Raw genomic sequence first — 26913 nt, forward strand, 5'->3', positions numbered from 1 at the left:
TACAATAGGCGCATGTCAGCCCCCGCCGTACCCTCTCGCCAGCCGATCGACAAGAACGACTGGCGCCTCACCGTCGCGCCCATGATGGACTGGACGGACCGCCACTGCCGGTATTTCCACCGGCTGTTGTCGCCGCATGCCCGCCTGTACACCGAGATGGTGACCAGCGCGGCGCTGGTGCGCGGCAAGCAGCTGCGCCTGCTCGAGCACAGCCAGCAGGAGCATCCGGTGGCCTTGCAGCTGGGCGGCAGCGAGCCGAACGAGCTGGCCATTGCTGCGCGCTACGGCGCCGAGGCCGGCTACGACGAGATCAACCTCAACGTGGGTTGTCCCTCCGACCGCGTTCAGTCGGGGCGCTTCGGCGCGTGCCTGATGCGCGAGCCAGCCCTGGTCGGCGATTGCGTGAAGGCCATGCGCGACGCGGTGGACGTGCCGGTGACCGTGAAGTGCCGCATCGGCGTGGACGACCAGGACGACTATGCCGATCTGCAGCACTTCACCGAAACCATGATCGCCGCCGGCGTCGAGGTGCTGGTGGTGCATGCGCGCAAGGCCTGGCTGCAGGGCCTCAGCCCCAAGGAAAACCGCGAAATACCGCCGCTGGACTACGAGCGCGTGTACCGCCTCAAGCGCGAGTTCCCCCAGCTGGTGGTGGTCATCAATGGCGGCATCACCACGGTGGACGAGGTGCAGGCGCACCTGGCCCAGGTGGACGGCGTGATGCTGGGACGCGCGGCTTACCACGACCCCTATGTGCTGGCCCAGCTCGAAGCCGCGCTGTACGGTGAGCCGATGCCCACCCGCGAGGACGTCCTGCAGCGCATGCGCCCCTACATCGAGGCCGAGCTGGCGCGGGGCACGGCGCTCAAGCACATCAGCCGCCACCTGCTTGGGCTTTACCAGGGCGAGCCGGGTGCGCGCGGCTTCCGCCGACGCCTCAGCGAGGGCGCCCATTTGCCCGGGGCCGGCTGGACACTGCTTGAACAGGCCATCGCCCAGCCGCGTGTCGCCGCGTGACGGCGCCCGTTTATCCGGTCAATATTCAGCCCCGATTCCATAGTCTGAACGGCACTAGGTTCCGTTCCCGCGGGTATCGGGTTTTGCTTAACGAAATGAAAACAATCCTGCGCTCCACTGCACTGCTGATTTTGCTGCTGGCCGGTCCGGCTGCCTTGGCGGCACAGTCCGCCGAGCCCGCGGTGTCGCTGGAGCAGGCGGTAACCCAGGTGCAGAAGGAGACTGGTGGCAAGGTGTTGTCGGCCAGTACCGTGCGGCGTGGCCGCAGCTCCTTCGAGCACCGCGTGAAGGTGCTGACGCCTACCGGACACGTCCGCGTGGTGACCGTGACCACGGAGGCCGGCAAGCCGGCTTCCTACGATTCGACCAAGAACCCGTCCAGTGACGGCGAGATCAACAAGGAGAAACACTGATGCGCATCCTTTTGGTTGAGGACGAGGCGCCGCTGCGCGAGACGCTGGCCGCCCGCCTGAAGCGCGATGGTTTTGCCGTCGATGCGGCGCAGGATGGCGAGGAAGGCATCTACCTGGGACGCGAGGTGCCGTTCGATCTGGCCATCATCGACCTGGGCCTGCCCAAGATGTCCGGTATGGACCTGATCAAGGCCCTGCGTGAAGCCGGCCAGCGCTACCCGATCCTGATCCTCACCGCCCGTGGCGGCTGGCAGGACAAGGTCGAGGGCCTCAAGCACGGCGCCGACGACTACCTGGTCAAGCCCTTCCACGTCGAAGAGCTGCTGGCGCGCATCAACGCGCTGGTGCGCCGTGCCAGCGGCTGGTCGAAGCCGGTGCTGGCCTGCGGCCCGATCAAGCTGGACACCACCGCGCAGACGGTAACCGTGGAAGGCAAGCCGGTCGACCTGACCAGCTACGAATACAAGGTGCTCGAATACCTGATGCTGCACGCGGGTGAGCTGGTCTCCAAGGCCGACCTCACCGAGCACATCTACCAGCAGGATTTCGATCGCGACTCCAACGTGCTGGAGGTCTTCATCGGCCGTCTGCGCAGGAAGCTGGACCCGGAAGGCAACCTCAAGCCCATCGAGACGGTACGTGGACGCGGATACCGCTTTGCCATCCCTCGCAGCGAAGCCGACGACGAGTGATTCGCCGCCCCCGCGCCGCCCGTTCTCACTGGCGGCGCGCGCGGCGCTCGCCACGGGTTTCGTGCTGGCGGCCTTCCTGGGCGTGGTGGGACTCACGCTCACGCGCACGGCCGCCGACAGCACGCTGAAGGGGCTGCAGGATCGCCTGCAGAATTTCGTCGTGGCCTATCTTGCCGGCACCGAAGTCGGTCGCTCCGGCAAGGTGCTGCTGCCCGACACGCCGCCCGACCCGAGCTTCTCGCGCCCGGGTTCGGGCCTGTACGCCGTAGCCATCGGCGACAACGGCTTCAAGTGGGAATCGCCCTCGGCGATCGGTCGCGATTTCAGTTTCCTGCATCCGCTGGCACCGGGCGAAGGCGAGTTCATCGGCCCCGTGGATACGCGCATGGGCCGCCTGTACTACTACAGCTACGGCGTGGCGCTGGACACGGCCGAAAAGAAATCGGTGCATCTCACCTTCATGGTGGCGCAGACCGAGGACCAGCTCGAAGGGCGCAACGCGGTGTTCCGGCGCAGCCTGATCTTATGGCTGTCCTCGCTGGGCGTGATGCTGATCCTGCTGCAGCTGTTGCTGCTGCGCTGGAGCCTCACGCCGCTGCGCAAGGTGGCCAACGAGATGTCGCGCGTGGAAGGCGGCGAGCGCGAGCACCTGGGTGACCAGTATCCCGCCGAGCTGACCGGCCTGACCGAGCGCATCAACGCCTTCATCGACAGCGAGCGCGAGCAGCGCGTGCGCACGCGCAACACGCTGGCCGACCTTGCGCACAGCCTGAAGACGCCGCTGGCGGTGATCCGTTCCGGCCTGGAAAGCGTGAGCCGCGAATCGGACTTGCGTGACCAGGTGCTGGAGCAGGTGCGCAAGATGGACGAACTGGTGGCCTACCAGCTGGCGCGTGCCGCCACCTCCGGACGGCAGACCTTCGCTGCCACCGCGGTGCCGATTGCAGGCCATGCCGAAGACCTGGTGCAGAGCCTGGAGAAGGTCTACGCCGCCAAGAACGTGTTGTGCGAATTCGACATCGACGACAACGCTGCGTTCTACGGCGAGCAGGGCGACCTGCTCGAGCTGATGGGCAACCTGCTGGAAAACGCCTTCAAGTGGGCACGCCATCGCGTGCTGCTGGTGGTGAAGATGCGTCCCGTTGCCGGGCGCCAGCGCCCCGGCCTGTGGCTGAGCGTGGAGGACGACGGCCCCGGCATCGACGAGGACAAGATCGAGACCGTGCTGCAGCGTGGCGTGCGTGGCGACGAGCGCGTGCAGGGCCATGGCATCGGCCTGTCGATCGTGCAGGACATCGTCCGCGCCTACGGCGGCGAGTTGCAGGTCGACCGCTCGCCGGAATTCAACGGCGCCCGCTTCAGCGTGAAACTGCCCCCGAGCTGAGGGTGCGCTTCCCACGTAGGAGCGCACCCTGTGCGCGACCGGATCGGAGCGGGGGCGAGGGATGAGTAGCGGGGAGTGCCAGTCCGCTCACCTGGAGCCAGCGTGCAGGCCGCGGCGGAGGCGTGGGTTTGCGCCTTTGCTGCGCGTCCCTCGCTCCGCTTCGTAGGTTTTCGCACACAAGGTGCGCCCTGCAGGGGAGGCTCAGGCCGGCGCGGGCGATGGCCCGTAATAGGCCTGCAGCAGGTCGGCTACCGCGGCGTCTGCGCGGCGCAGCACCGATGGCTGCGACCAGTGCAGCTCGCTGACCACTGCAAAGAATTCGTCGGCGCTTTCCGCCGCATAAGGATCGATCAGCGTGGTGCGCCCGCGCGCCACGTCGTTGGAGAGATGATCGAACGCCCGCTGGAACGCGACGATCCACTGGCGCCGCGAAATATGCGCCGGCAGCGGCGGCACGCCGTCGGGCGGGCCATTGAGCATGTCCAGCTTGTGCGCGATCTCGTGCACGACCACGTTGAAGCCATCCCACGGCTGCTCCAGGTCGAGCTGCACATCGGCCAGGGACAGCACCAGCGGGCCGTGCTCCCAGGCTTCGCCGATCAGGACATCCTCGCCCTCGCTCACCACGCCGCTGCGCTCGTCGTGATGGCTGCGGCGCACCTTGAACTCACCCGGATACACCAGCACGTCGCGCCAGCCGTGCAACGCCTTGGGGCCTTGCTGCAACACCGGCAGGCAGGCCTGCAGCGCAATCTGCGCGCGCAGCGTGTCGGTGAGTTCGGCGCCGGCCAGGGCGTGGATGCGCTTGCGCGCCATGAACACGCCGGCCAGCCGCCGCAGCTCCTGTTGCCGCGGAATATCCAGCCGCTTCGCCAGCACGCAGCCAGCCAGGGCGCTACGCCACAGGGCTTCGTCCAACGGAGGAGGAGTGAGGTAGGCGCGGGCGCGCCGCCACCAGGACGTCGGCACGGCCGAAGCGGTTACTGGATCGAGCCTGGCAGCAACGATTGCCAACCGAGGTTGGGATGGCGGTTGCGCTGCGGCGTAACCGGATTCGTGCCGGGGCAGTTGTCACTGCTGGACGATGCGGCAGGACCGGATGGGCTGGTGTTCTCGCGGGAGATGCCCAGGGCGTCGCCGCCGCTGCTGGCACCGCCGCCTGAGCTGTCGCGACTGCCGGAGCTGCCGTCGAAGGCATGCTGCAGGCTGCCCAGATCCTGGCCGTCCGCGTCCATGGCCGACGCAGCACCGACGCTGCCGACCCACAGAACACAGCCAATCAAGACCTTCCCGACATGCATGGCGGCTCAACCCCTTGATCCGCAACCGAAGGGCTCGATGCTGGCAGAAACCGGCGATCCGCACCAGTGCCCCGTGAAAGCTTGCGTAGCGCCGCGAGTCCCAGAAGTCATGGGACACCGGGAGCCCCGCGGACTGCGGGAGGTTGTCGCGGCAGGCTAGAATCGCCGGATGTCGCCCGCCCTTTCCCCTACAGCGTCCCTGCTTGCCCGCCCGCAAGGCGTTCCGGTTGGATCGGGCGCGTGCTGATGCAGGCGCAAGAACTGCTCACCGTACTGGCGCCGGGCGAGGTGGTTTCCGGCGCCTCGCTCGCCGAGCGCGCGGGTGTGACCCGGGCCGCCATCTGGAAGCAAGTGCAGTCGCTGCGCGCCCGCGGCGTGCCGGTGGAGTCGCGCGGCACCGCCGGTTATCGCCTGCCGTGGCCGATCCAGCTGCTGCAGCTGCCCGCCTTGCGCGCGGCGCTGCCGGCCGCCACGCGCAAGCGCCTGGGAGCGCTCGAGCTGCACTGGGAGCTGGATTCCACCTCCAGCGAGATCCAGCGGCGCTGCGTTGATCTGCCCGACCTCAGCATGATCCTGGCCGAGACCCAGACCGCCGGTCGTGGCCGCCGTGGGCGCAACTGGCTGTCGCCCCCAGGCCTCAACGTCTACCTGTCCTGTCTCAAGCGCTTTGAACACGGTTTTGCCGCGCTGTCCGGGTTGTCGCTGGCGGTGGGCGTGATGGTGATGCGTGCGGTGGAGACGCTGGGCCTGCAGGGCGCCGGGCTGAAGTGGCCCAACGACGTGCTCAGTGAGGGCGGCAAGCTGGCGGGTATCCTGGTCGAGCTCAATGGCGAGTACCAGGGCCCGTGCGCTGCGATCATCGGCGTGGGCATCAATGTGCGGCTCACTCCGGCCTTGCACGAACAGGCCGGGCAGCCGATCAACGACCTGGCCAGCCTGGCGGGAGGCGACGCTCCGGAGCGCAACCGCGTGGCCGCTGCGCTGATTACGGCGCTGGCCGAGGGCCTGGTGGAGTTCGAACAGCACGGCTTTGCCTCGTTTCTCAGCGAATACGCCCATTACGACCTGTTGCGGGACCGGGCGCTGCGTATACAGGGTGCACTGGGCGAAATGGACGGTGTGGGTGCGGGTGTGGATGCACGCGGCGCGCTGCTGCTGCACACCCACGATGGCCTGCGCGTGCTCGACAGTGCCGATGTCACGGTGCGCCCCGCATGAGACTGCTGCTGGACCTGGGTAATACGCGCCTGAAATGGGCGCTGCGCGATGGCGATCGCTGGTACGCGCAGGGCGCGGTGAGCTGGCAGGACGACGTGGCGCTGGCGCTTCACCAGGCCTGGCGTGATGTGCCCGTGCCGCACGATGCCTTTGGGGCCTCGGTGGTGAATGGCGATCGCGAGGCGCTGATCGCCGCCGTGGTGGTGGCCAGCTTTGCCCGCGAGCCGCACTGGCTGCGCACGCCTGCGGAAGCCTGTGGCGTGCGCAACGCCTATGGTGAACCTGGACGGCTCGGCGTGGATCGCTTCCTGGCCATGGTGGCCGCGCACGCCGAAGGCCTGGCACCCTGCGTGCTGGCAGGTGCAGGCACCGCGCTGACGCTGGATGCACTGGATGCCGACGGCCAGCATCTGGGCGGCTTGATCGCCCCCGGCCCGCAGCTGATGCAGCAGGCCCTGCTGGGCGCCACCACGCGCGTGCAGGTCGAGCGCCCCGGTGTGGTGCTCGATGCCGCCGACAACACGCCCGATGCCGTGGCGTCGGGTTGCTGGCAGGCGGCGGCGGCATTGATCGAGCGGTTCGTCGCGCGCATGGCACCCTCGCTGGGCGGTGCGCCCACGCTGGTGCTGGGTGGCGGCGATGCCGAAGCCCTGCTTCCCCTGTTGGCCATGCCGGCCCGGCTCAGCGCGGACAGCGTGCTGCGCGGCCTTGCCGTGTGGTCGGATGCACATTTCCCCCTCGCGCCGGCTCTCTAGAATGCCGGTTCCTGTCGTTTGCTTGACGGATCGACGATGTTCCTGCGCCTGCTCTTCGTACTGCTGATCGCCCTCAATATCGCGGTAGGCGCCTGGCTGCTGCTGGGACAGGACGACGTGCACGGCCGCAGCGCGGCCGATCCTGGCGTGCCCGAACTGCACCTGCTGAGCGAACGCCCGGCGCCGCCTGCGCCTGCGGCCAGTGCACCGGCACCGGTGGCGCCGTCATCCACGCCCGCCACGGCCCCGGCTGTTTCGGCGCCGTCGCCGAGCGCGCCGGCCACCGTGGCACAGGTACCTGCATCGCCACCGCCGCCCTCGCCGCCGCGCCAGGTCACCTATACCTGCATGGCGCTGGGCCCGTTCGCCACCCAGGCCGACATGCGCAGCATGCGCAGTGCGCTGGGCAGCCAGGCCGCGCGCATGCGTCAGCGCCAGGAGCAGACCACCCAGACCTCGGGCTGGTGGGTCTACCTCCCCGGTGGCGGCAGCCGTGACAAGGCGCTGGAATTGGGCCGCCGCCTCACCGCCGCGAACGTGGGCGAATACTTCATCGTCAGCTCCGGCGACAACTCCAACACCATCTCGCTGGGCCTGTTCAAGGACCCGGCCAATGCGCGCCGCCGCCGCGACCAGGTGGTGGCCGCCGGCTTCCCCGCGCAGATGACCGAGCGCACCGAGAGCGTGCCCGAGTACTGGCTGGACGTGGTGATGGCCGACAACGGCCGCAACGACTGGCGCAACCGCCTGCACGGGGTGGGCTCGCACAGCACCGGCTGCTTCTGAACCCCGCGCTTTGGCGCGGGCGGGGCAGGGCCTGTTAGACTCCGTCTCCTTCGCCGGTATAGCTCAGTTGGTAGAGCAACTGATTTGTAATCAGTAGGTCGCGGGTTCGACTCCTGCTGCCGGCACCAGATCGACGAAAAGGCTCGCGTGGCACGCATCCACGCGAGCCTTTTTGCTTGGGGCGTTCGCGGGCGGGATCCCGCCCCCCACGTGCTGCGTGTCGTTGCAACCGGGTCTTCGCGCGAAGTTTCCTGCCGATGCCTCAGGCCACCGCCCGCACGCGAAACGCCCTGGTCGTGCGAATGGCGATGACGACGAAGACGGCCAGCACGATCAGCTGCACTGCTCCAAAGGCGGGTTTTTGTATGTCCTGCGACAGCGATGCGAGTGCAGGCAGTTTGGCGAAGACCTGCGCGACCAGCACGAACACCAGGAAGTATTCGCTGATCACCATGCCCAGCGGGTATTGGGCGGTCCAGAAGCCGGAGCGTCCGATGGATCGCCGCGCGGCCAGCGTCCATGCGAGCACGATGAGCGCGATGGTGCCCACGGCGATGGCGGGCGTGGGGCCGTGGAAGGGGAACAGGAAGCCGGTGGCGCTGGTCAGGATGGCGGTGACGAGGAAGGTGGTTATCGCGACCGAGCGGGTGCGTCCAGACATCAGGTCGCGAATGACCACCAGTCCCGCGACGATGGCGATGAGGCTGAGCAGGGTATGGAAGGCCGTGAACCAACCAAGTGCGGTGTGCATGGCTGTGCTCCGATGGGGCTTTCACTGGAATGGGCGCCGGTGTCCCGCAATGCCTCCCTTCATGAGCCGGGTGGCGAGCTTGGAGCCTTGCCGACGCTGGCCACTATGCGACCGTCATCGACGTCCCAACAAGCCTCGAACGGGTACATCCCGATCCTCCTGAAAATCGTTGCCAGGGCCGCTAACACATCGCCGCCGCCTTCGTGGCCCGTCCGGCGAAAGTCGGTTCGTGGCGCAGGCCTCCGTAAGCATCGTTGTCGGGCTGACTAAGCTTCTCCGCCGGGTAGAATGGGCAGCCCCAGTGCTGAACCTGCCGTGCAAGCAGGTGCCGGCTGAAGGTGACCTTTGCCGGCGATCACGCGTTGATCGATGATAAATTTCAAATTTTTCATGGTGTTGCGGCTTGCCTTGCACTCCTGCCGTGGCGCCATCGAGGACTTCCCGCATGCGCAATGGGGTGCTGGCCGCCGTACTTCTGTTGGTGGGGGCCAATGCGGCAATCGCCGGCGACGCGCCGCTGGCCGCGACGCAGCTGGTGCAGGAGCAACAGGCCGGCCATGCGCCGCTGCTGCTCGACGTGCGCCACGCCGACGAATTCCGCGATGGCCACATCGCGGGCGCGCTCAATATTCCGGTCGAGCAGCTGGCCAGCCGCGCCGGCGTGCTGGGCGTGCCGCGTGACCGGGAAATCGTGGTGTACTGCGTGTCGGGCCGTCGCGCCACGCGCGCGCAGGACATCCTGCAGGCGCTGGGCTACGGCCATGTGCGCCAGCTCGAAGGCAGCCTCAACGCCTGGCGAGACCAGCAGCTGCCGCTGGTGCGCGAGGCCGCTGCCGTAACAAGCCCACTTCACTGACGGGTCTCCATGGTCAACAAGTCACTTTCCCTGATTGGCGTTCCCACCGATATCGGCGCGGGCCATCGCGGCGCCTCGATGGGGCCGGAAGCACTGCGCGTGGCCAACCTGGCCGCCAGGCTGGCCCGGCGCGGTCTGGACGTGGTCGATCGCGGCAACCTGCAAGGTCCGCTCAACCCCTGGCAGCCGCCGCAGGATGGCTATCGTCACCTGCCCGAAGTGGTGGCGTGGAACGAGGCCGTGCACGCGGCCGTGTACGCGGAGCTGGCCGACGGCCGCCTGCCGATCATGCTGGGTGGCGACCACTGCCTGGCAATCGGCTCGATCAGCGCGGTGGCGCGCCACTGCCGCGAGCAGGGCAAGCAGCTGCGCGTGCTGTGGCTCGACGCACACGCCGACTTCAACACCGCGCAGGTGACGCCGTCGGGCAACATCCATGGCATGCCGGTGGCCTGCCTGTGCGGCAACGGACCGAAGGCGCTGGTGGAGCTGGGTGGCCACGTGCCCGCGACCACGCCCGACGTGTTCAGGCAGATCGGCATCCGCTCGGTCGATGAAGACGAGAAGCGCCTCGTGCGCGAAGCCAGGGTCAGCATCTTCGACATGCGCCACATCGACGAAGTGGGCATGAAGCGCACCATGGAAGAAGCGCTGGCCGGCGTGGATGACAACACCCACCTGCACGTCAGTTTCGATGTGGATTTCCTCGACCCGACCATTGCGCCGGGCGTGGGCACCACCGTGCGCGGCGGCCCGAACTATCGCGAGGCGCAGCTGTGCATGGAGATGATTGCCGACACCGGCCGCGTCGGTTCGCTCGACATCGTCGAACTGAATCCCGCTTTCGACAAGAAGAACCAGACCGCGCGTCTGGCCGTGGATCTGGTCGAATCGCTGTTCGGCAAGTCCACCCTGATCCGCTGAAAAACCCACCTTCAACAACACCAAGAACGAGAGACCATGAAGACCCGCGTACTCACCGGCATCACCACCACTGGCACCCCGCACCTGGGTAACTACGTCGGCGCGATCCGTCCGGCGGTGGCGGCGAGCTGGCGTGATGATGTCGACGCGTTCTACTTCATGGCCGACTACCACGCGCTGATCAAGAGTGACGACCCGGCGCGCATCGAGCGCTCGCGTCTGGAGATCGCTGCCACCTGGCTGGCCGCGGGGCTGGATCCGCAGAAGGTCACCTTCTATCGCCAGTCGGATATCCCCGAGATCCCCGAGCTCACCTGGTTCCTCACCTGCGTCACCGCCAAGGGCCTGCTCAACCGCGCGCACGCCTACAAGGCGTCGGTGGACAAGAACGTGGAGGCGGGTGAAGACGCGGATGCCGGCGTCACCGCCGGCCTGTACATGTATCCGGTGCTGATGGCGGCGGACATCCTCGCGTTCAACGCGAACAAGGTGCCGGTGGGCCGCGACCAGATCCAGCACATCGAGATGGCGCGCGACATCGCGCAGCGTTTCAACCACATCTACGGCCACGAGTTCTTCGTGTTGCCGGAGGTGGCGATCGAGGAGCAGGTGGCGACGCTGCCGGGCCTGGATGGTCGCAAGATGTCCAAGAGCTACGACAACACCATTCCCCTGTTCGCCGGTGGCCAGAAACACCTGCGCGAATCGATCATGCGTATCGTCACCGACTCGCGCCTGCCCGGGGAGGCGAAGGATCCGGACAGCTCCTCCCTGTTCACCATCTTCCGTGCGTTCGCCAGCGAGGCGGAGTCCACCGCGTTCCGCCAGGCGCTGGTCGACGGCCTGGGCTGGGGCGAGGCAAAGCAGATCCTGTTCGAGCGCATCGAGGTCGACGTGGCGCCGATGCGCGAGAGCTACGACGCGCTGATCGCCCGCCCGGCGGTGATCGAGGAGATCCTCCACGAGGGCGCCAAGAAGGCGCGCGCGATCGCCGCTCCCAAGGTCGCCCAGTTGCGCGATGCGATTGGCCTGCGTTCGGGTGTCTCCGCCGCGCCGCAGGCCGGTGCAGCCAAACCGGCGGCAAAGTCCTCGGGCAAGTCGCCGCGCTTCGCCAGCTTCCGCGACGGCGACGGCAGCTTCCGCTTCCGCCTGTTCTCGGCCGAAGGCGAGGAGCTGCTGCTGTCCAAGTCGTTCGCCGATCCCAAGGCGGCCGGTTCGCTGCAGAAGCGCATCAAGGAACTGGGCACGGCGGCGGTGCTGCAGGTGCAGCCGCAGTCGCTGGTGCTCGAACTGGATGGCGAGCACGTGGCTTCCACGCCCACCTACGCGGGCGAGCAGGCACGTGACGAGGCGCTGGCAAGGCTGCGTGGCGCGCTCGACCAGCTCGCCGCCCAGGAATGAAAACCGTATCGGCCCGGAGTGAGGGAACATGCGTTACCTGGCCATTTTGATGCTCGCGCCGTGGCTGCTGATCCTGGGCTGGGCCTACTGGGCCTATCCCAAGAGCCTGCCGCGCACAGGTTCGCGCCGCGCCTTCGATGCGGCAGCCCTGCTGCTGGCGGCGTTCGCAGCCGTGCAATGCGCGAGTGCCGCCTTTGACACCGCCAGCGTACCGGCGGTGGGACAGTATGGGCCGGCCAGCGGCGCCATCTGGCAGCAGGTGCTGCCGGCGCTCTACGGCTATGGCGCCTGCGTGCTGGTACTGGCGCTGGCCTTGATCGTGCGCCACCTCGTGTGGCGCCCCCACGCGCGCTGACAGGAACAAGAACCATGCAAGACGCCGCGTTGCAGAATTATCTCCTGCGCCTGTTCGAGCGCCATGATGTCGAGCTCGAACCCGATGAAGACTGGTTGATGACCGACGGCGATTTCCCCGCCGTGAGGGCCAGCTGGTACGAGGGCACCGGTGGCGAACCGGGCCGTCTCGACGTCGATATCGTGCTTAGCGAAGAGCGCCATATCGAGGAGAGCTTCGCCGGCACGGGCACCGGCGAGGCGGCCTGCCGCAACGCGCTGGAGGCCTTCGAGCGCAGCGTGTTCCACGTGCTGCTGGCGGCCTGCTGGTACGTCACCGACGATCGCCGCATGCGCCTGGAGAGCTGGGACCTGGGTGTGCGCACCTGGGACGTGTTCGTCGGCCCCACCGTGGCCACGCGCGAGGGCGTGGACGCGCCGGCCGAGCTGCTATCCACCTTGCGTGACACGCTGCAGGCACAGTCGCTCAGCGCCGAACTGCACTGGGTACGGCTGTTCTATCGCCGCGACGACGAGGGCCAGGTCAGCGCCGAGGTACTGCTCGACAACGCGCCGTGGGAAGCGGGCGATCGCATGCTGGCCTCGCTGCCGTGGCCGGCGTCGGACGGTGCCTATGGCGTGCGCGGCTTCGTGGCACTGGACATCCGCGACTACTGAGGTGCGGCCGCCGGACGCGCCGCCTGCTGGCGCGGCTCGTCGCCATATTGCTGCCGGTAGGCCCTGAGCGCCGCCTGGCGCGAGACGAAATACAGGATGCCGGTGCGCTCCGGTGGCAGGCCCGCGCGCGTCATGCGCTTGACCATCTGCGCCGTGCGGCCCGCGATTGCCAGCTGGATGCCGCGGGCTTGCAGCTCGCGGCGCAATTCGTCGATGGCAAGGAAGCCGGTGATGTCGTTCTTGGTCATCGAGATGGCATCGATCACCACCCAGTGCGGATGCTGCAGGCGAACCAGGCGCAGGATGCGGCGGCGGAAATAGTCGGCGTTGAAAAACGTGAGCGGCGACTCGAAGCGATAGATCAGCATGCCGGGAATGGCATGCGCCTCGGGGTAGTGCGCCAGCTCGTAGAAACCCTCCTGGCCGTCGATCAGGCCGAACTCCTGCTCGGCCGGGCGCGCCACCTGGGACAGGAAATACAGCAGCGCCATGGTCACGGCGAGCAGGATGCCCGACATCACGCCGAACAGGACCACGCCAGTCACGGTGGTCCACGCGATGGCATGTTCGCTTCGACTGAAGCGGCGCAGCTCGCGCAGGCCGCCGAGGTCGATCAGGCTGATCGCCGCCGCCACCAGGATGGCGCTCAACGCGGCGATCGGCAGCAGGGCCAGCACCGGGCCGAAGAACATCATCACGAGCAGGATCGCCAGCGCCGCGACGATGGACACCAGGCGGGTCTTGCCGCCGGCGTCGTCATTGACGGCGGTGCGGGAACTGGAGCCGCTCACCGCGAAGCCCTGGCACGCGGCGCTGGCCAGGTGCGACACGCCCAGGGCGAAGAACTCCTGGTTGCCGTTGACGTGGTAATTGTTCTTCGCGGCGAAGCTGCGGCTGGTGAGCATGCCGCTGCTGAAGGTGATCAGCGCCAATGCGGCGGAGGCGGGCACCAGCGTGCCCAGCAATTCGTGGGGAAGCGCCGGCATCACCCAGGTGGGAAGCCCGGTGGGCAGGGCGCCGACCACGGCCACGCCACGTGTCGTCAACCGCAGCAGCCAGGTGGCGAGGATGGCGCCGCCCAAGGCCACCAGTGACGCCGGCAGGCGCGGCCATAACGCCTTGATCAGGAAGAACGCCAAGAACGTGCCCGCAGAGAGCAGGGCCGTTGGCACGTGGGTGTGGGGCGCCTGGTGGATCAGCGAGCGCACCTGGCTGATGGTGTCGCTGCCATCCAGGGTAACGCCCAGCACCTTGCCCGACTGGCTGACCAGAATGGTCACCGCCACGCCGTTGAGCAGCCCGACCAGGATCGGGCGCGACAGGAAGTCGGCGAGGAAGCCGAGGCGAAAGCGGCTCGCGGCAATGCAAAGCACGCCGGTAAGCAGGGTGAGCGTCATCGCATAGGCCTGGTACTCGTCGCTGCCGGGCAAGGCCAGCGGCATCAGCGTGGCGCCGAGCATGGCGCAGGTCGCCGCGTCGGGTCCGACGATGAGTTGCCGCGAAGAGCCGAACAACGCGTACACGATCATCGGCAGCACCGTGCTGTACAGGCCGATGATGGGGCTGAAGCCGGCCAGCTGCGCATAGGCAATGCTGATCGGTAGCGCCACCGCCGCCACCGACAGGCCGGCCTGCACATCGGTGCGCAGCCATTCGCGCCGGTAGTGCAGCAGTTCGGCCGCACCGGGCATTACGCGCTGCAGCAGCGGACGGGACATGGAGTCAGCGCAGCGGCAGCGAAGGGGGCGTGTGCGTGCGCATCGTCACTCCCAACGATTGAGGTGAGGACCGAATTTCTCGCGTTGCGGGCGAATCACGCAGAAGCGATGTCCACTCGGCGCCTGCATCACCCACCAGCGATCGCGGACATGGGCCACGCGGGTGGCACCCAGTTTCTCCAGCCGCTCGACTTCGGCCTCGAGGTTGTCCGTTTCGATATCCAGGTGCACGCGGCTGTCGTGATCCACACGCTGCAGCAGGATGATGGGCTCGTCGTCCTCGGTAGCCAGTTCGGCATAGCGTCCATCGCCATCCTGGTCGAGCGTGACGATCGACTTGCCTAGCGCGTGGCTCCAGAACATGGCCGCCTCGGCGAGGTTCGCGGCGCGGCAGTCGATGACGATGGTGCAAAGGCGGCTGTGATGCATGATGGCTTCCTGGCGAGTCCATGGAAGCGGGTATAGCGGCGCCCCGGTCGAGGAGCCGTCAAGGCTGGTGCACGGGCCTGCCCGATCTTGTTGCGACCATGTGCCTCTGCGGGCGCCGCCGGTACGCATGCTAGTTTCGCAGTGACTCATGGGCAGCGTTCGTCCATGCAGGGAGTACGTATGGGCGACACGTTTGACGATCTGCAGACCAGCTACGGCCGCTGTCTGCGGCAGGGCAGCTTCATTGCCCGCTTCTATGAAATCTTCATGGCCAGCCATCCCGACATACCCGGCATGTTCCGCCACACTGATTTCAGCACCCAGTTTCTCGCGTTGCGTCGTGGCATCAGCGTGGCGATCGCCCATGCAAGCGGCAGCACGCTGACACGACGCACGATGCTGGAGATGGCCAAGGTGCATGGACGGCACGGCCGAGCGCCAGTCTCGCCCGAGCTCTACCCGTACTGGTGCGACAGCTTGCTGAGAGCCATCGCCGAACACGATCCGGAGTACAACTTCGCGCTGGAGCAGCGATGGCGCAAGGCCTTGGACCGCACCACGAACTATTTCATCGAGCACTACTGACGCAGAAACAGGGCAAAAAAAAGCCCCGGCATGACCGGGGCTTTTTCATGGCAACGCCGCAGCTCAGTTCGGCAGCGACAGGTCATCCAGCAGCGCCTTGAGGAAGCGCGCGGCTTCGCCGCCGGTGGCGGCGCGATGGTCGAAGGTCAGCGAGATCGGCATGCGGCGATGCACTTCGATGCCGCCCATGACTGCCACCACGTCGTGGCTCAGCTTGCCCGCGCCGATGATGGCGACGCATGGCGGTACGACGACCGGCGTGGCGTAGCGACCGGCGAACATGCCGAAGTTCGACAGGCTGATGGTGTAGCCCGAGAGCTCCGAAGCGGGAATCGAGCGATCTTCCACCGAGGTACGCAGGCGCTTGATCGCGGCGCGGATGCCGGCGCCATCGAGCACGTCGGCGTTGCGCAGGGCCGGCACGAACAGGCCTTCCTCGGTGTCCACGGCAATGCCGATGTCCACGTGCGGATGCAGGGTGCGGGTGAGGTTCTTGCCGTCGAACCAGGCGTTGAGCGCCGGGACCGCCTTGCAGGCCGCGACGATGGCGCGGATCAGGCGGGCGGTGATGTCCTGCTTGCCGATCCAGGCGTGCAGGTCGGCGTCATCGACCAGGGTGGTCGGCACGACGTTGGCGTGGGCCTCGGCCATCACGCGGGCCATGTTGCGGCGAACGCCCTTGAGCTGTTCCGGCTGGCCGCTGGCCTGCACGCTCGGCGGTGCGGTGCGCACGGCCTTGCCGGCCAGCGACACGGGCGTGCGGCCCGGTGCCGGACCGGGTTCCGGCAGTTCCGGTGCCAGGTGGCGACCGGCCGCGGCCGGCACGCTGCGGGCCGGGGCGGCACCCAGCGCGGCGGTGCCGTTGGCGGCAGCATTCTTCACGTCGGCCAGGGTGACCACGCCGTCGGCGCCGGTGGGCTTCACGCGGGTGAGGTCGACCTTGAGCTTCTTGGCGAGCGCGCGCACCGCCGGCACGGCCTTCACGCCGCCGACGCTGCTGGCCTGCTCCACGTGCACGGTGTTGCCGCTGATCATGGCGCCGACCACAGTGCCTTCGTCTTCGCGATCGGAGGTGCCGTTGTCGATCTCGCCACCTTCATCGGAGGCCACGACCTTGTGGTCCGGGGCCGGGCTGCCGGCGCCCTTCTTGGGGCCGTGGTGATGGCCGGTGGATTCGGCCTCGGCGCGCTGCTTGGCGTTCGGATCGGGCTCGAACTCAGCCAGGGCTGCGCCGGTCTCGATGATGTCGCCGGCGGCGCCATGCAGCTTGGTGACCTTGCCGGTGTACGGCGAGGGCACGTCGACCACGGCCTTGGCGGTTTCCATCGACACCAGCGGGGCGTCGAGCTTGATGGTGTCGCCTTCCTTCACGTGCCACTCGACGATGGTCGCGTCGGGCAGGCCCTCGCCGAGGTCGGGCAGGTAGAACGTCTTGATGTCAGCCATGAGTTTTATTCCGTGGTCAGGCGGAGAATTTCATTTTCGTCATCCCTGCGAAGGCAGGGATCCAGTGCCTTTGAAAGTCGCTGGGTCCCTGCCTTCGCAGGGACGACGATCAAAAGAGTTTAGCTGTTCGCCAGCGTGCGCTTGGCGGCTTCCACCACGCGCTCGGTGCTCGGCAGGTACTTCATTTCCAGGCGGAACAGCGGGATGTGCGTGTCGTAGCCGGTGACGCGCTCGACCGGCGCCAGCAGGTCGTACATGCATTCCTCGGCCAGGCGTGCGGCGATTTCGGCACCGAAGCCGGCGGTCTTGGGCGCCTCGTGCACGATCACGCAGCGGCCGGTCTTCTGCACCGACTCGGCGATGGTGTCGAAGTCCAGCGGGGTCAGCGTGGCCACGTCGATCACTTCGGCGCTGATGCCTTCGGCAGCCAGCTCATCGGCGGCTTCCAGCGCTTCCTTCACCTGGGCGCCCCAGGTGACGATGGTGACGTCGGTGCCGTCGCGCAGCACGAAGCACACGTCCAGCGGCAGCGCCTCGCCGTCATCGGGCACTTCTTCCTTGTACTGGCGGTAGATGCGCTTGGGCTCGAAGAACATCACCGGATCCGGATCGCGGATGGCGGCGAGCAGCAGGCCGTAGGCGCGCGCCGGCGACGACGGCATCACCACGCGCAGGCCCGGGATGTTGGTGAACAGGTGCTCGTTCGCTTCCGAGTGGTGCTCCGGCGCGCGGATGCCGCCGCCCCACGGGGCGCGCCACACGGCCGGCACGGTGATGCGGCCGCGGGTACGGTTGCGCAGGCGGGCGGCGTGGCAGGCAATCTGCTCCATCATCGGGTAGATGAAGCCTTCGAACTGCGCCTCGGCCACCGGCTTCATGCCCTGGGCGGCAAGGCCCACGGTGACGCCGGCAATGGTGGTTTCGTCCAGCGGCGTGTCGAGCACGCGCAGCTCGCCGAACTTTTCCTGCAGGCCCTGGGTGGCGCGGAACACGCCGCCGTTGACGCCGACGTCCTCGCCCAGCACCACGACGCTTTCGTCGTGGGCCATTTCATAGGCGAGCGCCTGGGTGACGGCTTCGATGAGAGTGATCTGTGCCATGGCTTAGTGGGCCTTCTTGTCGAGCGAAATGGCGAGATCGCGCTGCTTGGCGAGATCGGCAGGGACTTCGGCGAAGGTGTAGTCGAACATCGCCGTGACCGGCTGGGTCTTGGTCTCGAGGTAGGCATTCACCTCGTTATCCATCCACTCGTCACACTCGTTCTTCCAGGCTTCTTCCTTGGCGTCGTCCCACACGCCCTTGGCCACCAGCCAGTTGCGCAGGCGCTTCATCGGCTCCTTCGCCCAGGCGTCCTTCACTTCCTGCTCGCCGCGGTAGCGACGCGCATCGTCGGCGGTGGTGTGGTCGGAGAGGCGATAGGTCACCGCCTCGATCACCGAGCCGCCCTGGCCGTTGCGCGCACGTTCCAGCGCGTCCTCCATGGCCTTGCGCACGGCGATGATGTCGTTGCCGTCCACCTGAATGGAGAACAGGCCCGCGGCGATGCCCTTCTGGGCCAGCGTCGGCGCGCCGGACTGGATCTTGCGCGGCACCGAAATAGCCCACTGGTTGTTGACGATCACCGCCACCATCGGCAGGTTCTGCGCGCCGGTGATGTTGATGGCGCCGTAGAAGTCGCCCTTGGACGAACCACCGTCACCGATGGTGCACACGGCCACGCGCTTCTCGTTGCGGATCTTGAACGCCAGCGCGGAACCGGCCGCATGCAGGCACTGCGTGGCGATCGGCACCGACCAGGCGAAGTCGTGGCGCGCCGGCTCCTTCTGGTAGTCGTTGCCGCGCTCGTCGCCGCCCCAGTACATGTACACCTCGCGCGGCTGCACGCCGCGATAGAGCTGTGCACCGTATTCGCGGTAGCTGGGCGCCAGCACGTCTTCCGGCTTCATGGCGCTGCCGATGCCCACGTGCGCGGCCTCGTGACCCAGGCAGCTGGCGTAGGTGCCCAGCTTGCCGGTGCGCTGCAAGGCGACCGACTTGGCGTCGAACACGCGGGTCGACATCATCAGCTTGTACAACTCGACCATGTGGTCGAGATCCTTGGCGAATTCAGGCAGGTCGTCTCGAACCTGGTTGCCTTCGGCATCGAGATACTGCAGGTATTCGATTTCAAACTTGGCGGCGATGGACACAACTCGCTCCCGGAGTGAGTTAATGGGGATCTGGGGTGCCTGGGTGTCGGCGGCCCATCCAGTGGGGCCAGCGGCGGACGTAAAGCCCTGAGCAAGACCGAAATTGTTACAGGGGCCCATGTTGCGCCGCAAGGCACGGTGCAGCATGCGCGTCGGTACGGCACGTTCTTCGCAAGCGGTTAACATGCGCATTCCACCGCTAGCAGGCTGCCCATGACCAAGAACCAGCGCGACCTTGAGGCCGGTATCGAACTCGACCTGAACGGGCGACTGACCTATGGCGGCTACCTGCGGCTGGACCAGCTGCTGAGCGCGCAGCAGCCGCTGAGCGACCCTCCGCACCACGACGAGATGCTGTTCATCGTGCAGCACCAGGTCTCGGAGCTGTGGATGAAGCTGATCATCCACGAGCTGAAGGCGGCCATTGCCCACCTGCAGCGGGACGAGCTGGACCCTTGCCTGAAGATCCTGGCGCGGGTGAAGCAGGTGCAGCGCCAGCTGTTCGAGCAGTGGGCGGTGCTGGAGACGCTGACGCCCTCGGAATACCTGGAATTCCGCGGCGTGCTGGGTTCCTCCTCGGGTTTCCAGTCGCTGCAGTACCGGCTGATCGAATTCCTGCTGGGCAACAAGAATGCCCAGATGCTGCAGGTGTTTGCGCACGATCCGCAGGCGCAGGCGCAGCTGCGCGCCGTACTGGAGGCGCCCGGGCTTTACGACGAGTTCCTGCGCTACCTGGCCCGCCGCGGCCATGCGGTGCCGGCGGCGCTGACCGAGCGCGACTGGTCCCAGCCCTATCAGCGCCACGAGGGTTTGCTGCCGGTGTTCAAGCGCATCTACGAAGACCGCATGGCGTTCTGGCCCGAATACCACATGTGCGAACAGCTGGTGGACGTGGAGGGCAGTTTCCAGTTGTGGCGTTTCCGCCATATGAAAACCGTGGAGCGGATCATCGGACATCGCCGCGGCACCGGTGGTTCCTCCGGCGTGGCCTTCCTCAAGAAGGCGCTGGAGCTGGAGTTCTTCCCGGAGCTGCTGGACGTGCGCACGGAGCTGGGCTCCTGAGCCGGCGCCTTCGACCCGGCCGTCATCCCTTCGAAAGCAGGGATCCGGCGACTTCCCGTCCAGGCCCACCGGCGCTGGATTCCCGCTTTCGCGGGAATGCCGTTGAAGTGGAAAAGGCCGTGAGGCCAGCTCCGGGGTTATGAACCGATTCCTACGATATTCCGGCGGCGCACCTCGCGCCGCTTTGTTTGCAAAGGGGCATGCATGAGCCACACCGCCGAGACCGCACCTGCAGGGGTGCCCGACTTCCCGACCACGATGGGGCACCCGCGCCCGTTGTGGATGCTGTTCATGACCGAGTTCTGGGAGCGCTTCGCGTTCTACAGCGTGAGCTGGGCGCTGGCGCTGTACATCGTGGCGCACTTCTTCCACGGCGACCCGGCGGGCGAGGCCTGGGCCAGCAAGATCTATGGCGCGTATACCGCGCTGATCTACGCCACCAGCATTTTCGGCGGTTTCGTGGCCGACAAGGTGATCGGCTACCAGCGCTCGATCCTGATCGGCGCGCTGGTGATGGCGCTGGGCCTGTTCGTGGTGATGCTGCCCAGCCGGGAGCTGTTCCTGCTGGGCCTGGCCATGGTCGTGGTGGGCAATGGCCTGTTCAAGCCGAATATCTCCTCGATGGTGGGCCAGCTCTACGGGCCGAAGGACGAGCGGCGCGACCGCGGTTTCACCCTGTTCTACATGGGCATCAACGGTGGCGCGCTGATCGCGCCGCTGCTGACCGGCTGGCTCGCCGGCTATTTCACCGACACGCCCACGCAGGAGAACTACCGCATCGTGTTTGGCGCGGCCGGCGTGGGCATGGCGCTCAGCCTGCTGTGGTTCTGGTTCGGCCGTCGCCAGCTCAAGGGCGTGGGCCGCCCCGCGCCGGACGCGGCCAGCCGCATGCGGGTGGTGTGGGTGCTGCTGGGCGTGGTCGTCGCCGTACCGCTGGTCTACCTGCTGCTGGCCTTCATCGGTGCCAGCGGCCTGCAGTGGCTGCTGAGCCTGTTGTTCGTGGGCGTGGCGGCGATGCTGGTGGTGGAAGCCGTGCGCCACGACCGCGTGCAGCTCGACCGGGTGATCGCGATGCTGATCATCTTCGCCTTCAACATCCTGTTCTGGATGATGTATTTCCAGCTCGGCACCTCGTTCAATTTCCTCGCGGAGAAGATGGTCGACCGCGAGATGTTCGGTGGCTGGATGTTCCCGGTGGGCTGGTTCCAGTCGGTGAGCCCGGTGGCGATCATCGTGCTGGCGCCGCTGGTGACCCAGGTGTGGGCCTTTCTGGCCAAGCGTCACCAGGAGCCGTCGATCCCGCGCAAGTTCGGCCTTGGCCTGGTGTTCAACGGCCTGGGCTTCACCGTGCTGATGTATGCGCTGGCCCATTCGGTCGACAGCCGCGGGCTGATCCCGTTCTGGCCGCTCAACGCCTGCTACGTGCTGCAGACCATCGGCGAGCTGTGCCTGTCGCCGATCGGCCTGTCGATGGTGACCAAGCTGGCGCCGCCGCGCCTGGTGGGCGTGGCCATGGGCGGCTGGTTCCTGTCGATGGCGGTGGGCGGCAACCTGTCCGGACTGCTGGCCGGCCGCATCAGCGGCGACACGGGCATGACCGCGGCATCCGCCCTGGCCGGTTTTACCTTCAGCTTCTGGCTGCTGGGGGGCGCGGGCGTGTTGCTGCTGCTCATTTCGCCGTTGATCAATCGGTTGATGCATGGAGTGAAGTGACGGGCCGGGGGTGAATGGCGGGGGCGCAAGACCGCGCGCGTGGCGCACGCCGCAAGCTCGCCTCTGGTATTCGGTGTTGGAGCCCACGCTACCCGCCCCCCACCCCCCTTTCTGCTGCAGTGCATTTGACGGGCAGGGTGGCGGGCGGTTACATGTCGGATCTCCCAAGAAATTTCGACTGGCGCACAGGCGCCGCCGCTGCCTCCCTGGAATCTGCATGACCGACACCTCCACTGCCGCCGCCCCGACGGTGCCCGACTACCCGCAGACCCTGGGACATCCGCGCCCGTTGTGGATGCTCTTCATGACGGAGTTCTGGGAGCGCTTTGCGTTCTATGGCATCCGTTGGGCGCTGACGCTGTACATCGTGGCCGCGTTCTTCAACGGCGACGCCTCCGGACAGGCGTTCGCCAGCCGCACCTATGGCGCCTACCTGGCCCTGGTCTACGCCACGGCGGTGTTTGGCGGCTACGTGGCCGACAAGATCATTGGCTACCAGCGCTCCATCCTGCTGGGCGCCAGCGTGATGGCGGTAGGCCTGTTCATGATCATGCTGCCGAACGAGCAGGTCTTCCTGCTCGGGCTGGCCACCATCATCGTGGGCAATGGCCTGTTCAAGCCGAATATTTCCTCGATGGTCGGGCAGCTCTACGCACAAGGTGATGCGCGCCGCGATCGCGGGTTCACCCTGTTCTACATGGGCATCAACGGCGGTGCGCTGATTGCGCCGCTGATCACTGGCTGGCTGGCCAGCACCTTCACTGATACGCCCATGCACCAGAACTACAAGCTGGTGTTCGGCGCGTCCGGCGTGGGCATGCTGATCAGCCTGCTGTGGTTCTGGATCGGGCGCCGCCAGCTCAACGGGGTGGGCCGTCCCGCGCCGGAGCAGGCCAACCGGATGCGCGTGGTCTACGTGCTGCTGGGCATGCTGGTCGCCATCCCGGTGTTCTATTTCCTGATGGCGAAGGCAGGCGCCGTGGTGCTGCAGTGGCTGCTCACGGCGCTGTTCATCGCGGTGGGCGTGATGCTGGTGATCGAGGCGGTGCGCAACGGTCGCGTGCAGATCGACCGGGTGATTGCCATGCTGATCATCTTCGCCTTCAACGTACTGTTCTGGATGTTCTTCGAGCAGGCGGGCAGTTCATTCAACTTCCTCGCCCAGAACATCGTGGACCGCGAGATGTTCGGCGGGTGGGAGTTTCCGGTGGGCTGGTTCCAGTCGGTGAACCCGGTGGCCATCGTGCTGCTGGCGCCACTGGTCTCGCTGGCCTGGGGTTTCCTCGACAAGCGCCGTCTGGAGCCGTCCATTCCTCGCAAGTTCGGCCTGGGCCTGATCGGCAACGCACTGGGCTTCGTCGTGCTGATCTACGCCCTGGACAACCTGGTGAGCGGCGACGGCCTGATCCCGTTCTGGCCACTGGCCCTGTGCTACGTGCTGCAGACGGCCGGTGAGTTGTGTCTCTCGCCCATCGGCCTGTCGATGGTGACCAAGCTGGCACCCTCGCGACTGGTCGGCCTGGCCATGGGCGGCTGGTTCCTTTCCACCGCCATCGGCAACAACCTGTCCGGCCTGTTCGCCGGCCACATCAGCGGCGAAAGCGGCATGACCGTCGCGTCGGCACTCAGCGGCTTCACCTTCAGCTTCTGGCTGCTGGCCGGTGCCGGCGTGGCGCTCTTCCTGATCGCGCCGCTGATCAACCGGCTGATGCACGGGGTGAAGTAAAGCCGTGGCGGGGGATGGGTAGCGGGGGGGCCAGAACCGGCTGTCGGCTCGAGCCTGCCGGCTGCAGCAGGCACGGGCTGGCGCCCCCCATCCCCGCGCTTACTTCGGCTCGATCGCCTGCAGCTTGTCCAGGATGCGCAGCAGCCAGGTGCGCTCTTCCTCATCCAGCCTGGACAGCAGGTTGCGCTCATGCTCGCGGGCCATGGGCGCCACGATTTCATGCACGGCCCAGCCCGCCTCGCTGAGGCCCAGCACCGAGCGGCGCTTGTCGCCATCGTGGGTGGCCCGGGTCACCCAGCCGGCCTCCACGAGCTTGGCCAGCGCCCGGCTCACCGCCACCTTGTCCATCAGCGTGCGCTCGGCCACCTCACGGGCCGACAGGCCGTCGAAGCGGGCCAGCACGGCCATTACGCGCCACTCCGTCATGCTCAGGTCGAATCGGCGCTGGTAGTCGTCGGCAATGGCCTGGCTGACGGCATTGGACAGGATGGAGAGCCGGTAGGGCAGGAAATGCTCCAGTTCCAGCGGTGCGTGGTCGGGATGGCGTTCTTCGGGCACTGCTGCGGCGCTCCTTGCAATTGGTTTCATATGTAACTATAACGCGAGGATTATGAGGATGGTCGCACGCTTGGCGTAGGCCATTGAGCATCGAATCGATCAGGAGCTTCCCATGAGCGCGCAGCCCAATCTTGGCATGCAGGTCACCACCTTCGAAAACCCCATGGGCATCAACGGATTCGAGTTCGTTGAATTCGCCGCCCCGGCCGATCGCGGCCAGGAGCTGCACGCCCTGTTCAAGAGCATGGGCTTCAGTGCCGTGCTCAAGCACAAGACCCGTGCGATCACGGTCTATCGCCAGGGCGACGTGAACCTGTTGGTCAACGAGGATCCGGATTCCTACGCCGCCGAATTCGCCAAGGCCCATGGCCCCTGCGCCGCGGGTTTCGCCATCCGCTTCCAGAAGCCGGCCGATGAAGTGCGCAAGGTCGTGCTCGGCAATGGCGGCGAGGCGGTGAGCGAACTGGCCGAGCGCAGCAAGGCGATCAACGCGCCGGCAGTGAAGGGCATCGGCGACTGCACGCTGTACCTGGTTGACCGCTACGGCGACAACGGCAGCATCTATGGCGACGACTACGCGCCGGTGCCGGGCGTCGAGCAGCACCCGAAGGGTTTCGGCCTCACCTTCATCGACCATCTCACGCACAACCTCTACTTCGGCAACATGCAGAAGTGGTCCGACTACTACGAGCGCCTGTTCAACTTCCGCGAGATCCGCTACTTCGACATCAAGGGCGCCAAGACCGGCCTGGTGTCCAAGGCGATGACCGCGCCCGACGGCATCGTGCGCATCCCGCTCAATGAATCGAGCGACCCGAAGTCGCAGATCAACGAATACCTCGACGCCTACCATGGCGAAGGCATCCAGCACGTCGCGCTGTTCACCGACAACATCTACGAAACGGTGGAAGCGATGCGCGAGCAGGGCGTGGAGTTCCTCGACACGCCGGACACCTACTTCGACGTGATCGACCTGCGCATCCCGGACAACGGCGAAGACGTGCCGCGCCTGGCCAGGAACAAGATCCTGATCGACGCCGACCCGGAGACCAAGCAGCGCAAGCTGCTGCAGATCTTCACCCAGAACAACATCGGCCCGATCTTCTTCGAGATCATCCAGCGCAAGGGCAACGAGGGCTTCGGCGAAGGCAACTTCCAGGCCTTGTTCGAGTCGATCGAACGCGACCAGATGAAGCGCGGGTTCCTGTAAAGATTGAGCTCTAAAGCCCCTCTCCCCGTGGGAGAGGGGTTGGGGAGAGGGTCCGGTGATGCAGGAGCGCATCAAACCATCGCTGCCGACAAGAGCGCGCCAACAAGCGCGTGATTTGCGTGGTGGCACGGGTGCCGAGCACAGGCTTTGGCAACACCTGCGAGCCGGGCGATTGAATGAAATGAAGTTCCGTCGCCAGCCCCCGATTCCGCCCTATGTCGTTGACTTCTACTGCGAGGCAAAAAGGCTGGTAGTGGAACTGGATGGATCTCAACACAGCGATGTGAGCGACCATGAGCGCACTCGGTTCCTGGAGTCGCAGGGAATGAAGGTCGTGCGCTTCTGGAACAACGAAGTTTTGCAAGAAACAGAAGCGGTGCTCGAAGCGATCCTCGGCGCCGCCAGCAACCGAACCCTCACCCCAACCCCTCTCCCGGCGGGAGAGTGGCTTCAAGGCGAAGAGCAATGAGCACGATGCAGGTTCACGGTTACCAATCCGGTTTCGCCAACGAATTCGCCACCGAGGCCATGCCCGGCGTGCTGCCTGAAGGGCAGAACTCGCCGCAGCAGGTGGCCCATGGCCTGTATGCCGAGCAGCTGTCCGGCACCGCGTTCACGGCGCCGCGCCACAGCAACCGCCGCAGCTGGCTGTACCGCATTCGCCCGGCGGCCATGCACCACCCGTTCGAGGCGATGGCGCCCGGCCGGTTCCATAACCGCTTCGACGAAGTGCCGGCCAATCCGAACCAGCTGCGCTGGAACCCGTTCCCGCTGCCCTCCGAGCCAACCGACTTCATCGACGGCATCGTCACCATGGGCGGCAATGGCGGCCCGGCGGAACAGTCCGGCGTCGGCATCCACCTGTATGCGGCCAATCGTTCGATGGAGGGCCGCTTCTTCTACAACGCCGACGGCGAGTTGCTGATCGTGCCGCAGCTGGGGCGCCTGCGCCTGGCCACCGAGTTCGGCGTCATCGAGCTGGAGCCGCTGGAAGTGGCGGTGATCCCGCGTGGCGTGCGCTTCCGTGTGGAGTTGCTCGACGAGGCCGCGCGTGGCTACATCGCGGAGAACTTCGGTGCGCTGTTGCGCCTGCCCGACCTGGGCCCGATCGGCAGCAATGGCCTGGCCAATCCGCGCGACTTCCTCACGCCGGTGGCGGCGTACGAGGACGTCGAGGGCAAGTTCGAGCTGGTCACCAAGTTCCAGGGCAACCTGTGGCGTGCCGCCATCGACCACTCGCCGCTGGACGTGGTCGGCTGGCACGGCAACTACGCGCCGTACAAGTACGACCTGCGCCGCTTCAACACCATCGGCTCGATCAGCTATGACCACCCGGATCCGAGCATCTTCCTGGTGCTGCATTCGCCCAGCGACAGCCCGGGCGTGAGCAACATGGACTTCGTGATCTTCCCGCCGCGCTGGCTGGTGGCGCAGCACACCTTCCGCCCGCCGTGGTTCCACCGCAACATCGCCAGCGAATTCATGGGCCTGATCACCGGTGCCTACGATGCCAAGGCCGAGGGCTTCGTGCCGGGCGGCGCCTCGTTGCACAATTGCATGAGCGGCCACGGGCCGGATGCGGCCACCTACGAGAAGGCCTCGACCCGTGACCTGTCGCAGCCGGATGTGATCACCGGCACCATGGCCTTCATGTTCGAGACGCGCCGGGTGATCCATCCGACCCGCCAGGCACTGGAGTCGAAGGAGTTGCAGGGCAACTACTACGAGTGCTGGCAGGGCATCCAGAAGCATTTCACCGGCAAGTAAG

28 protein-coding genes and 1 tRNA gene are annotated in these 26913 nt (G+C 66.6%); 20 read left to right on the plus strand and 9 right to left on the minus strand.

Annotation, left to right across the window (positions count from 1 at the left end):
* The first annotated feature begins 12 nt into the window (after positions 1-12).
* From dusA to DVU99_RS16410, 4 genes are all read left to right on the plus strand, one after another.
* A complete protein-coding gene (gene dusA / locus DVU99_RS16395; RefSeq protein WP_114241306.1) occupies positions 13-1017 on the plus strand; it encodes a tRNA dihydrouridine(20/20a) synthase DusA in 1005 nt (334 codons plus the stop codon).
* 95 nt (positions 1018-1112) lie between these two features.
* Complete coding sequence (locus DVU99_RS16400; protein WP_114241307.1) at positions 1113-1430, plus strand: PepSY domain-containing protein; 318 nt, start codon at positions 1113-1115, stop codon at positions 1428-1430.
* Entirely contained in the window at positions 1430-2122 is a 693-nt protein-coding gene (locus tag DVU99_RS16405) for a response regulator transcription factor (RefSeq protein ID WP_114241308.1), read from the plus strand. The genes DVU99_RS16400 and DVU99_RS16405 overlap by 1 nt, the downstream gene beginning before the upstream one ends.
* Positions 2088-3506 (plus strand): ATP-binding protein, encoded by a 1419-nt coding sequence (locus tag DVU99_RS16410; RefSeq protein ID WP_114241370.1) that lies wholly within the window; start codon positions 2088-2090, stop codon positions 3504-3506. Before DVU99_RS16405 ends, DVU99_RS16410 begins: the two co-directional genes overlap by 35 nt.
* A gap of 201 nt (positions 3507-3707) precedes the next feature.
* Here the strand turns inward: DVU99_RS16410 and DVU99_RS16415 are convergent, their stop codons facing one another.
* Together DVU99_RS16415 and DVU99_RS16420 are read right to left on the minus strand one after the other, a co-directional pair.
* Positions 3708-4475, minus strand: coding sequence for a zinc-dependent peptidase (locus tag DVU99_RS16415; protein WP_114241309.1), 768 nt, complete (start codon positions 4473-4475; stop codon positions 3708-3710).
* A gap of 11 nt (positions 4476-4486) precedes the next feature.
* The gene (locus tag DVU99_RS16420) at positions 4487-4789 is read right to left on the minus strand and encodes a hypothetical protein (protein WP_157971465.1); all 303 of its coding nucleotides are present in this window, start codon (positions 4787-4789) and stop codon (positions 4487-4489) included.
* Positions 4790-5053: 264 nt separating this feature from the next.
* On the opposite strand from DVU99_RS16420, the gene DVU99_RS16425 reads away from it, so the two are divergent.
* The 4 genes from DVU99_RS16425 (at position 5054) to DVU99_RS16440 (ending at position 7694) form a co-directional block, all read left to right on the plus strand.
* Positions 5054-6025, plus strand: coding sequence for a biotin--[acetyl-CoA-carboxylase] ligase (locus DVU99_RS16425; protein ID WP_114241311.1), 972 nt, complete (start codon positions 5054-5056; stop codon positions 6023-6025).
* Positions 6022-6780: a type III pantothenate kinase gene (locus DVU99_RS16430; RefSeq protein ID WP_114241312.1), complete on the plus strand. Its 759-nt coding sequence runs from the start codon at positions 6022-6024 to the stop codon at positions 6778-6780. The genes DVU99_RS16425 and DVU99_RS16430 overlap by 4 nt, the downstream gene beginning before the upstream one ends.
* A 36-nt stretch (positions 6781-6816) precedes the next feature.
* Positions 6817-7566 carry an SPOR domain-containing protein gene (locus DVU99_RS16435; RefSeq protein ID WP_114241313.1) on the plus strand — a complete coding sequence of 250 codons (750 nt, stop codon included), beginning with the start codon at positions 6817-6819 and terminating at the stop codon, positions 7564-7566.
* 52 nt (positions 7567-7618) lie between these two features.
* Positions 7619-7694: transfer RNA gene (locus DVU99_RS16440), tRNA-Thr, on the plus strand.
* Positions 7695-7828: 134 nt separating this feature from the next.
* Here the strand turns inward: DVU99_RS16440 and DVU99_RS16445 are convergent.
* Positions 7829-8317, minus strand: coding sequence for a hypothetical protein (locus tag DVU99_RS16445; protein ID WP_114241314.1), 489 nt, complete (start codon positions 8315-8317; stop codon positions 7829-7831).
* Positions 8318-8762: 445 nt separating this feature from the next.
* On the opposite strand from DVU99_RS16445, the gene DVU99_RS16450 reads away from it, so the two are divergent.
* Genes DVU99_RS16450 through DVU99_RS16470 form a run of 5 tightly spaced genes read left to right on the plus strand, consistent with a single transcriptional unit; the run spans position 8763 to position 12509 of the window.
* Positions 8763-9173: a rhodanese-like domain-containing protein gene (locus DVU99_RS16450; RefSeq protein ID WP_114241315.1), complete on the plus strand. Its 411-nt coding sequence runs from the start codon at positions 8763-8765 to the stop codon at positions 9171-9173.
* 9 nt (positions 9174-9182) lie between these two features.
* A complete protein-coding gene (gene rocF, locus DVU99_RS16455) occupies positions 9183-10097 on the plus strand; it encodes an arginase (protein ID WP_114241316.1) in 915 nt (304 codons plus the stop codon).
* 36 nt (positions 10098-10133) lie between these two features.
* Positions 10134-11498 (plus strand): tryptophan--tRNA ligase, encoded by a 1365-nt coding sequence (locus DVU99_RS16460; protein ID WP_114241317.1) that lies wholly within the window; start codon positions 10134-10136, stop codon positions 11496-11498.
* Positions 11499-11526: 28 nt separating this feature from the next.
* On the plus strand, positions 11527-11853 hold the full coding sequence (locus tag DVU99_RS16465; RefSeq protein WP_114241318.1) for a hypothetical protein: 327 nt from the start codon (positions 11527-11529) through the stop codon (positions 11851-11853).
* Between the two features lie 14 nt (positions 11854-11867).
* The gene (locus DVU99_RS16470) at positions 11868-12509 is read left to right on the plus strand and encodes a DUF6348 family protein (RefSeq protein ID WP_114241319.1); all 642 of its coding nucleotides are present in this window, start codon (positions 11868-11870) and stop codon (positions 12507-12509) included.
* On the opposite strand, the gene DVU99_RS16475 is transcribed toward DVU99_RS16470, so the two are convergent.
* Together DVU99_RS16475 and DVU99_RS16480 are read right to left on the minus strand one after the other, a co-directional pair.
* Positions 12503-14227 (minus strand): SulP family inorganic anion transporter, encoded by a 1725-nt coding sequence (locus DVU99_RS16475; protein WP_114241320.1) that lies wholly within the window; start codon positions 14225-14227, stop codon positions 12503-12505. The genes DVU99_RS16470 and DVU99_RS16475 overlap by 7 nt on opposite strands.
* A gap of 45 nt (positions 14228-14272) precedes the next feature.
* Positions 14273-14656: a VOC family protein gene (locus DVU99_RS16480; RefSeq protein ID WP_114241321.1), complete on the minus strand. Its 384-nt coding sequence runs from the start codon at positions 14654-14656 to the stop codon at positions 14273-14275.
* 180 nt (positions 14657-14836) lie between these two features.
* On the opposite strand from DVU99_RS16480, the gene DVU99_RS16485 reads away from it, so the two are divergent.
* Positions 14837-15241: a globin gene (locus DVU99_RS16485; protein ID WP_114241322.1), complete on the plus strand. Its 405-nt coding sequence runs from the start codon at positions 14837-14839 to the stop codon at positions 15239-15241.
* 63 nt (positions 15242-15304) lie between these two features.
* Here DVU99_RS16485 and DVU99_RS16490 read toward each other — a convergent pair whose 3' ends face one another.
* The 3 genes from DVU99_RS16490 to pdhA form a co-directional block, all read right to left on the minus strand.
* Positions 15305-16687, minus strand: coding sequence for a dihydrolipoamide acetyltransferase family protein (locus DVU99_RS16490; protein WP_114241323.1), 1383 nt, complete (start codon positions 16685-16687; stop codon positions 15305-15307).
* A 119-nt stretch (positions 16688-16806) separates the two neighbouring features.
* Positions 16807-17787 carry an alpha-ketoacid dehydrogenase subunit beta gene (locus DVU99_RS16495; protein ID WP_114241324.1) on the minus strand — a complete coding sequence of 327 codons (981 nt, stop codon included), beginning with the start codon at positions 17785-17787 and terminating at the stop codon, positions 16807-16809.
* 3 nt (positions 17788-17790) lie between these two features.
* On the minus strand, positions 17791-18876 hold the full coding sequence (gene pdhA / locus DVU99_RS16500) for a pyruvate dehydrogenase (acetyl-transferring) E1 component subunit alpha (protein WP_114241325.1): 1086 nt from the start codon (positions 18874-18876) through the stop codon (positions 17791-17793).
* Between the two features lie 207 nt (positions 18877-19083).
* Between pdhA and DVU99_RS16505 the strand changes: the two genes are divergently transcribed.
* From DVU99_RS16505 to DVU99_RS16515, 3 genes are all read left to right on the plus strand, one after another.
* Positions 19084-19938 (plus strand): tryptophan 2,3-dioxygenase, encoded by an 855-nt coding sequence (locus DVU99_RS16505; RefSeq protein WP_198670360.1) that lies wholly within the window; start codon positions 19084-19086, stop codon positions 19936-19938.
* Positions 19939-20142: 204 nt separating this feature from the next.
* Positions 20143-21651 (plus strand): peptide MFS transporter, encoded by a 1509-nt coding sequence (locus DVU99_RS16510; protein WP_114241327.1) that lies wholly within the window; start codon positions 20143-20145, stop codon positions 21649-21651.
* Between the two features lie 217 nt (positions 21652-21868).
* Positions 21869-23377, plus strand: a complete 1509-nt coding sequence (locus DVU99_RS16515) for a peptide MFS transporter (protein WP_114241328.1) — start codon at positions 21869-21871, stop codon at positions 23375-23377.
* Between the two features lie 99 nt (positions 23378-23476).
* On the opposite strand, the gene DVU99_RS16520 is transcribed toward DVU99_RS16515, so the two are convergent.
* On the minus strand, positions 23477-23935 hold the full coding sequence (locus tag DVU99_RS16520) for a MarR family winged helix-turn-helix transcriptional regulator (RefSeq protein WP_232823634.1): 459 nt from the start codon (positions 23933-23935) through the stop codon (positions 23477-23479).
* Positions 23936-24047: 112 nt separating this feature from the next.
* On the opposite strand from DVU99_RS16520, the gene hppD reads away from it, so the two are divergent.
* Genes hppD through hmgA form a run of 3 tightly spaced genes read left to right on the plus strand, consistent with a single transcriptional unit; the run spans position 24048 to position 26912 of the window.
* On the plus strand, positions 24048-25145 hold the full coding sequence (gene hppD / locus DVU99_RS16525; protein WP_114241330.1) for a 4-hydroxyphenylpyruvate dioxygenase: 1098 nt from the start codon (positions 24048-24050) through the stop codon (positions 25143-25145).
* Positions 25146-25203: 58 nt separating this feature from the next.
* On the plus strand, positions 25204-25614 hold the full coding sequence (locus DVU99_RS16530; protein WP_114241331.1) for an endonuclease domain-containing protein: 411 nt from the start codon (positions 25204-25206) through the stop codon (positions 25612-25614).
* Positions 25611-26912 carry a homogentisate 1,2-dioxygenase gene (gene hmgA, locus DVU99_RS16535; RefSeq protein WP_114241332.1) on the plus strand — a complete coding sequence of 434 codons (1302 nt, stop codon included), beginning with the start codon at positions 25611-25613 and terminating at the stop codon, positions 26910-26912. Before DVU99_RS16530 ends, hmgA begins: the two co-directional genes overlap by 4 nt.
* The last annotated feature ends 1 nt before the right edge of the window (position 26913 follow it).

This window comes from Dyella sp. C9 (assembly GCF_003332825.1).
Classification (GTDB): Bacteria; Pseudomonadota; Gammaproteobacteria; order Xanthomonadales; family Rhodanobacteraceae; genus Dyella.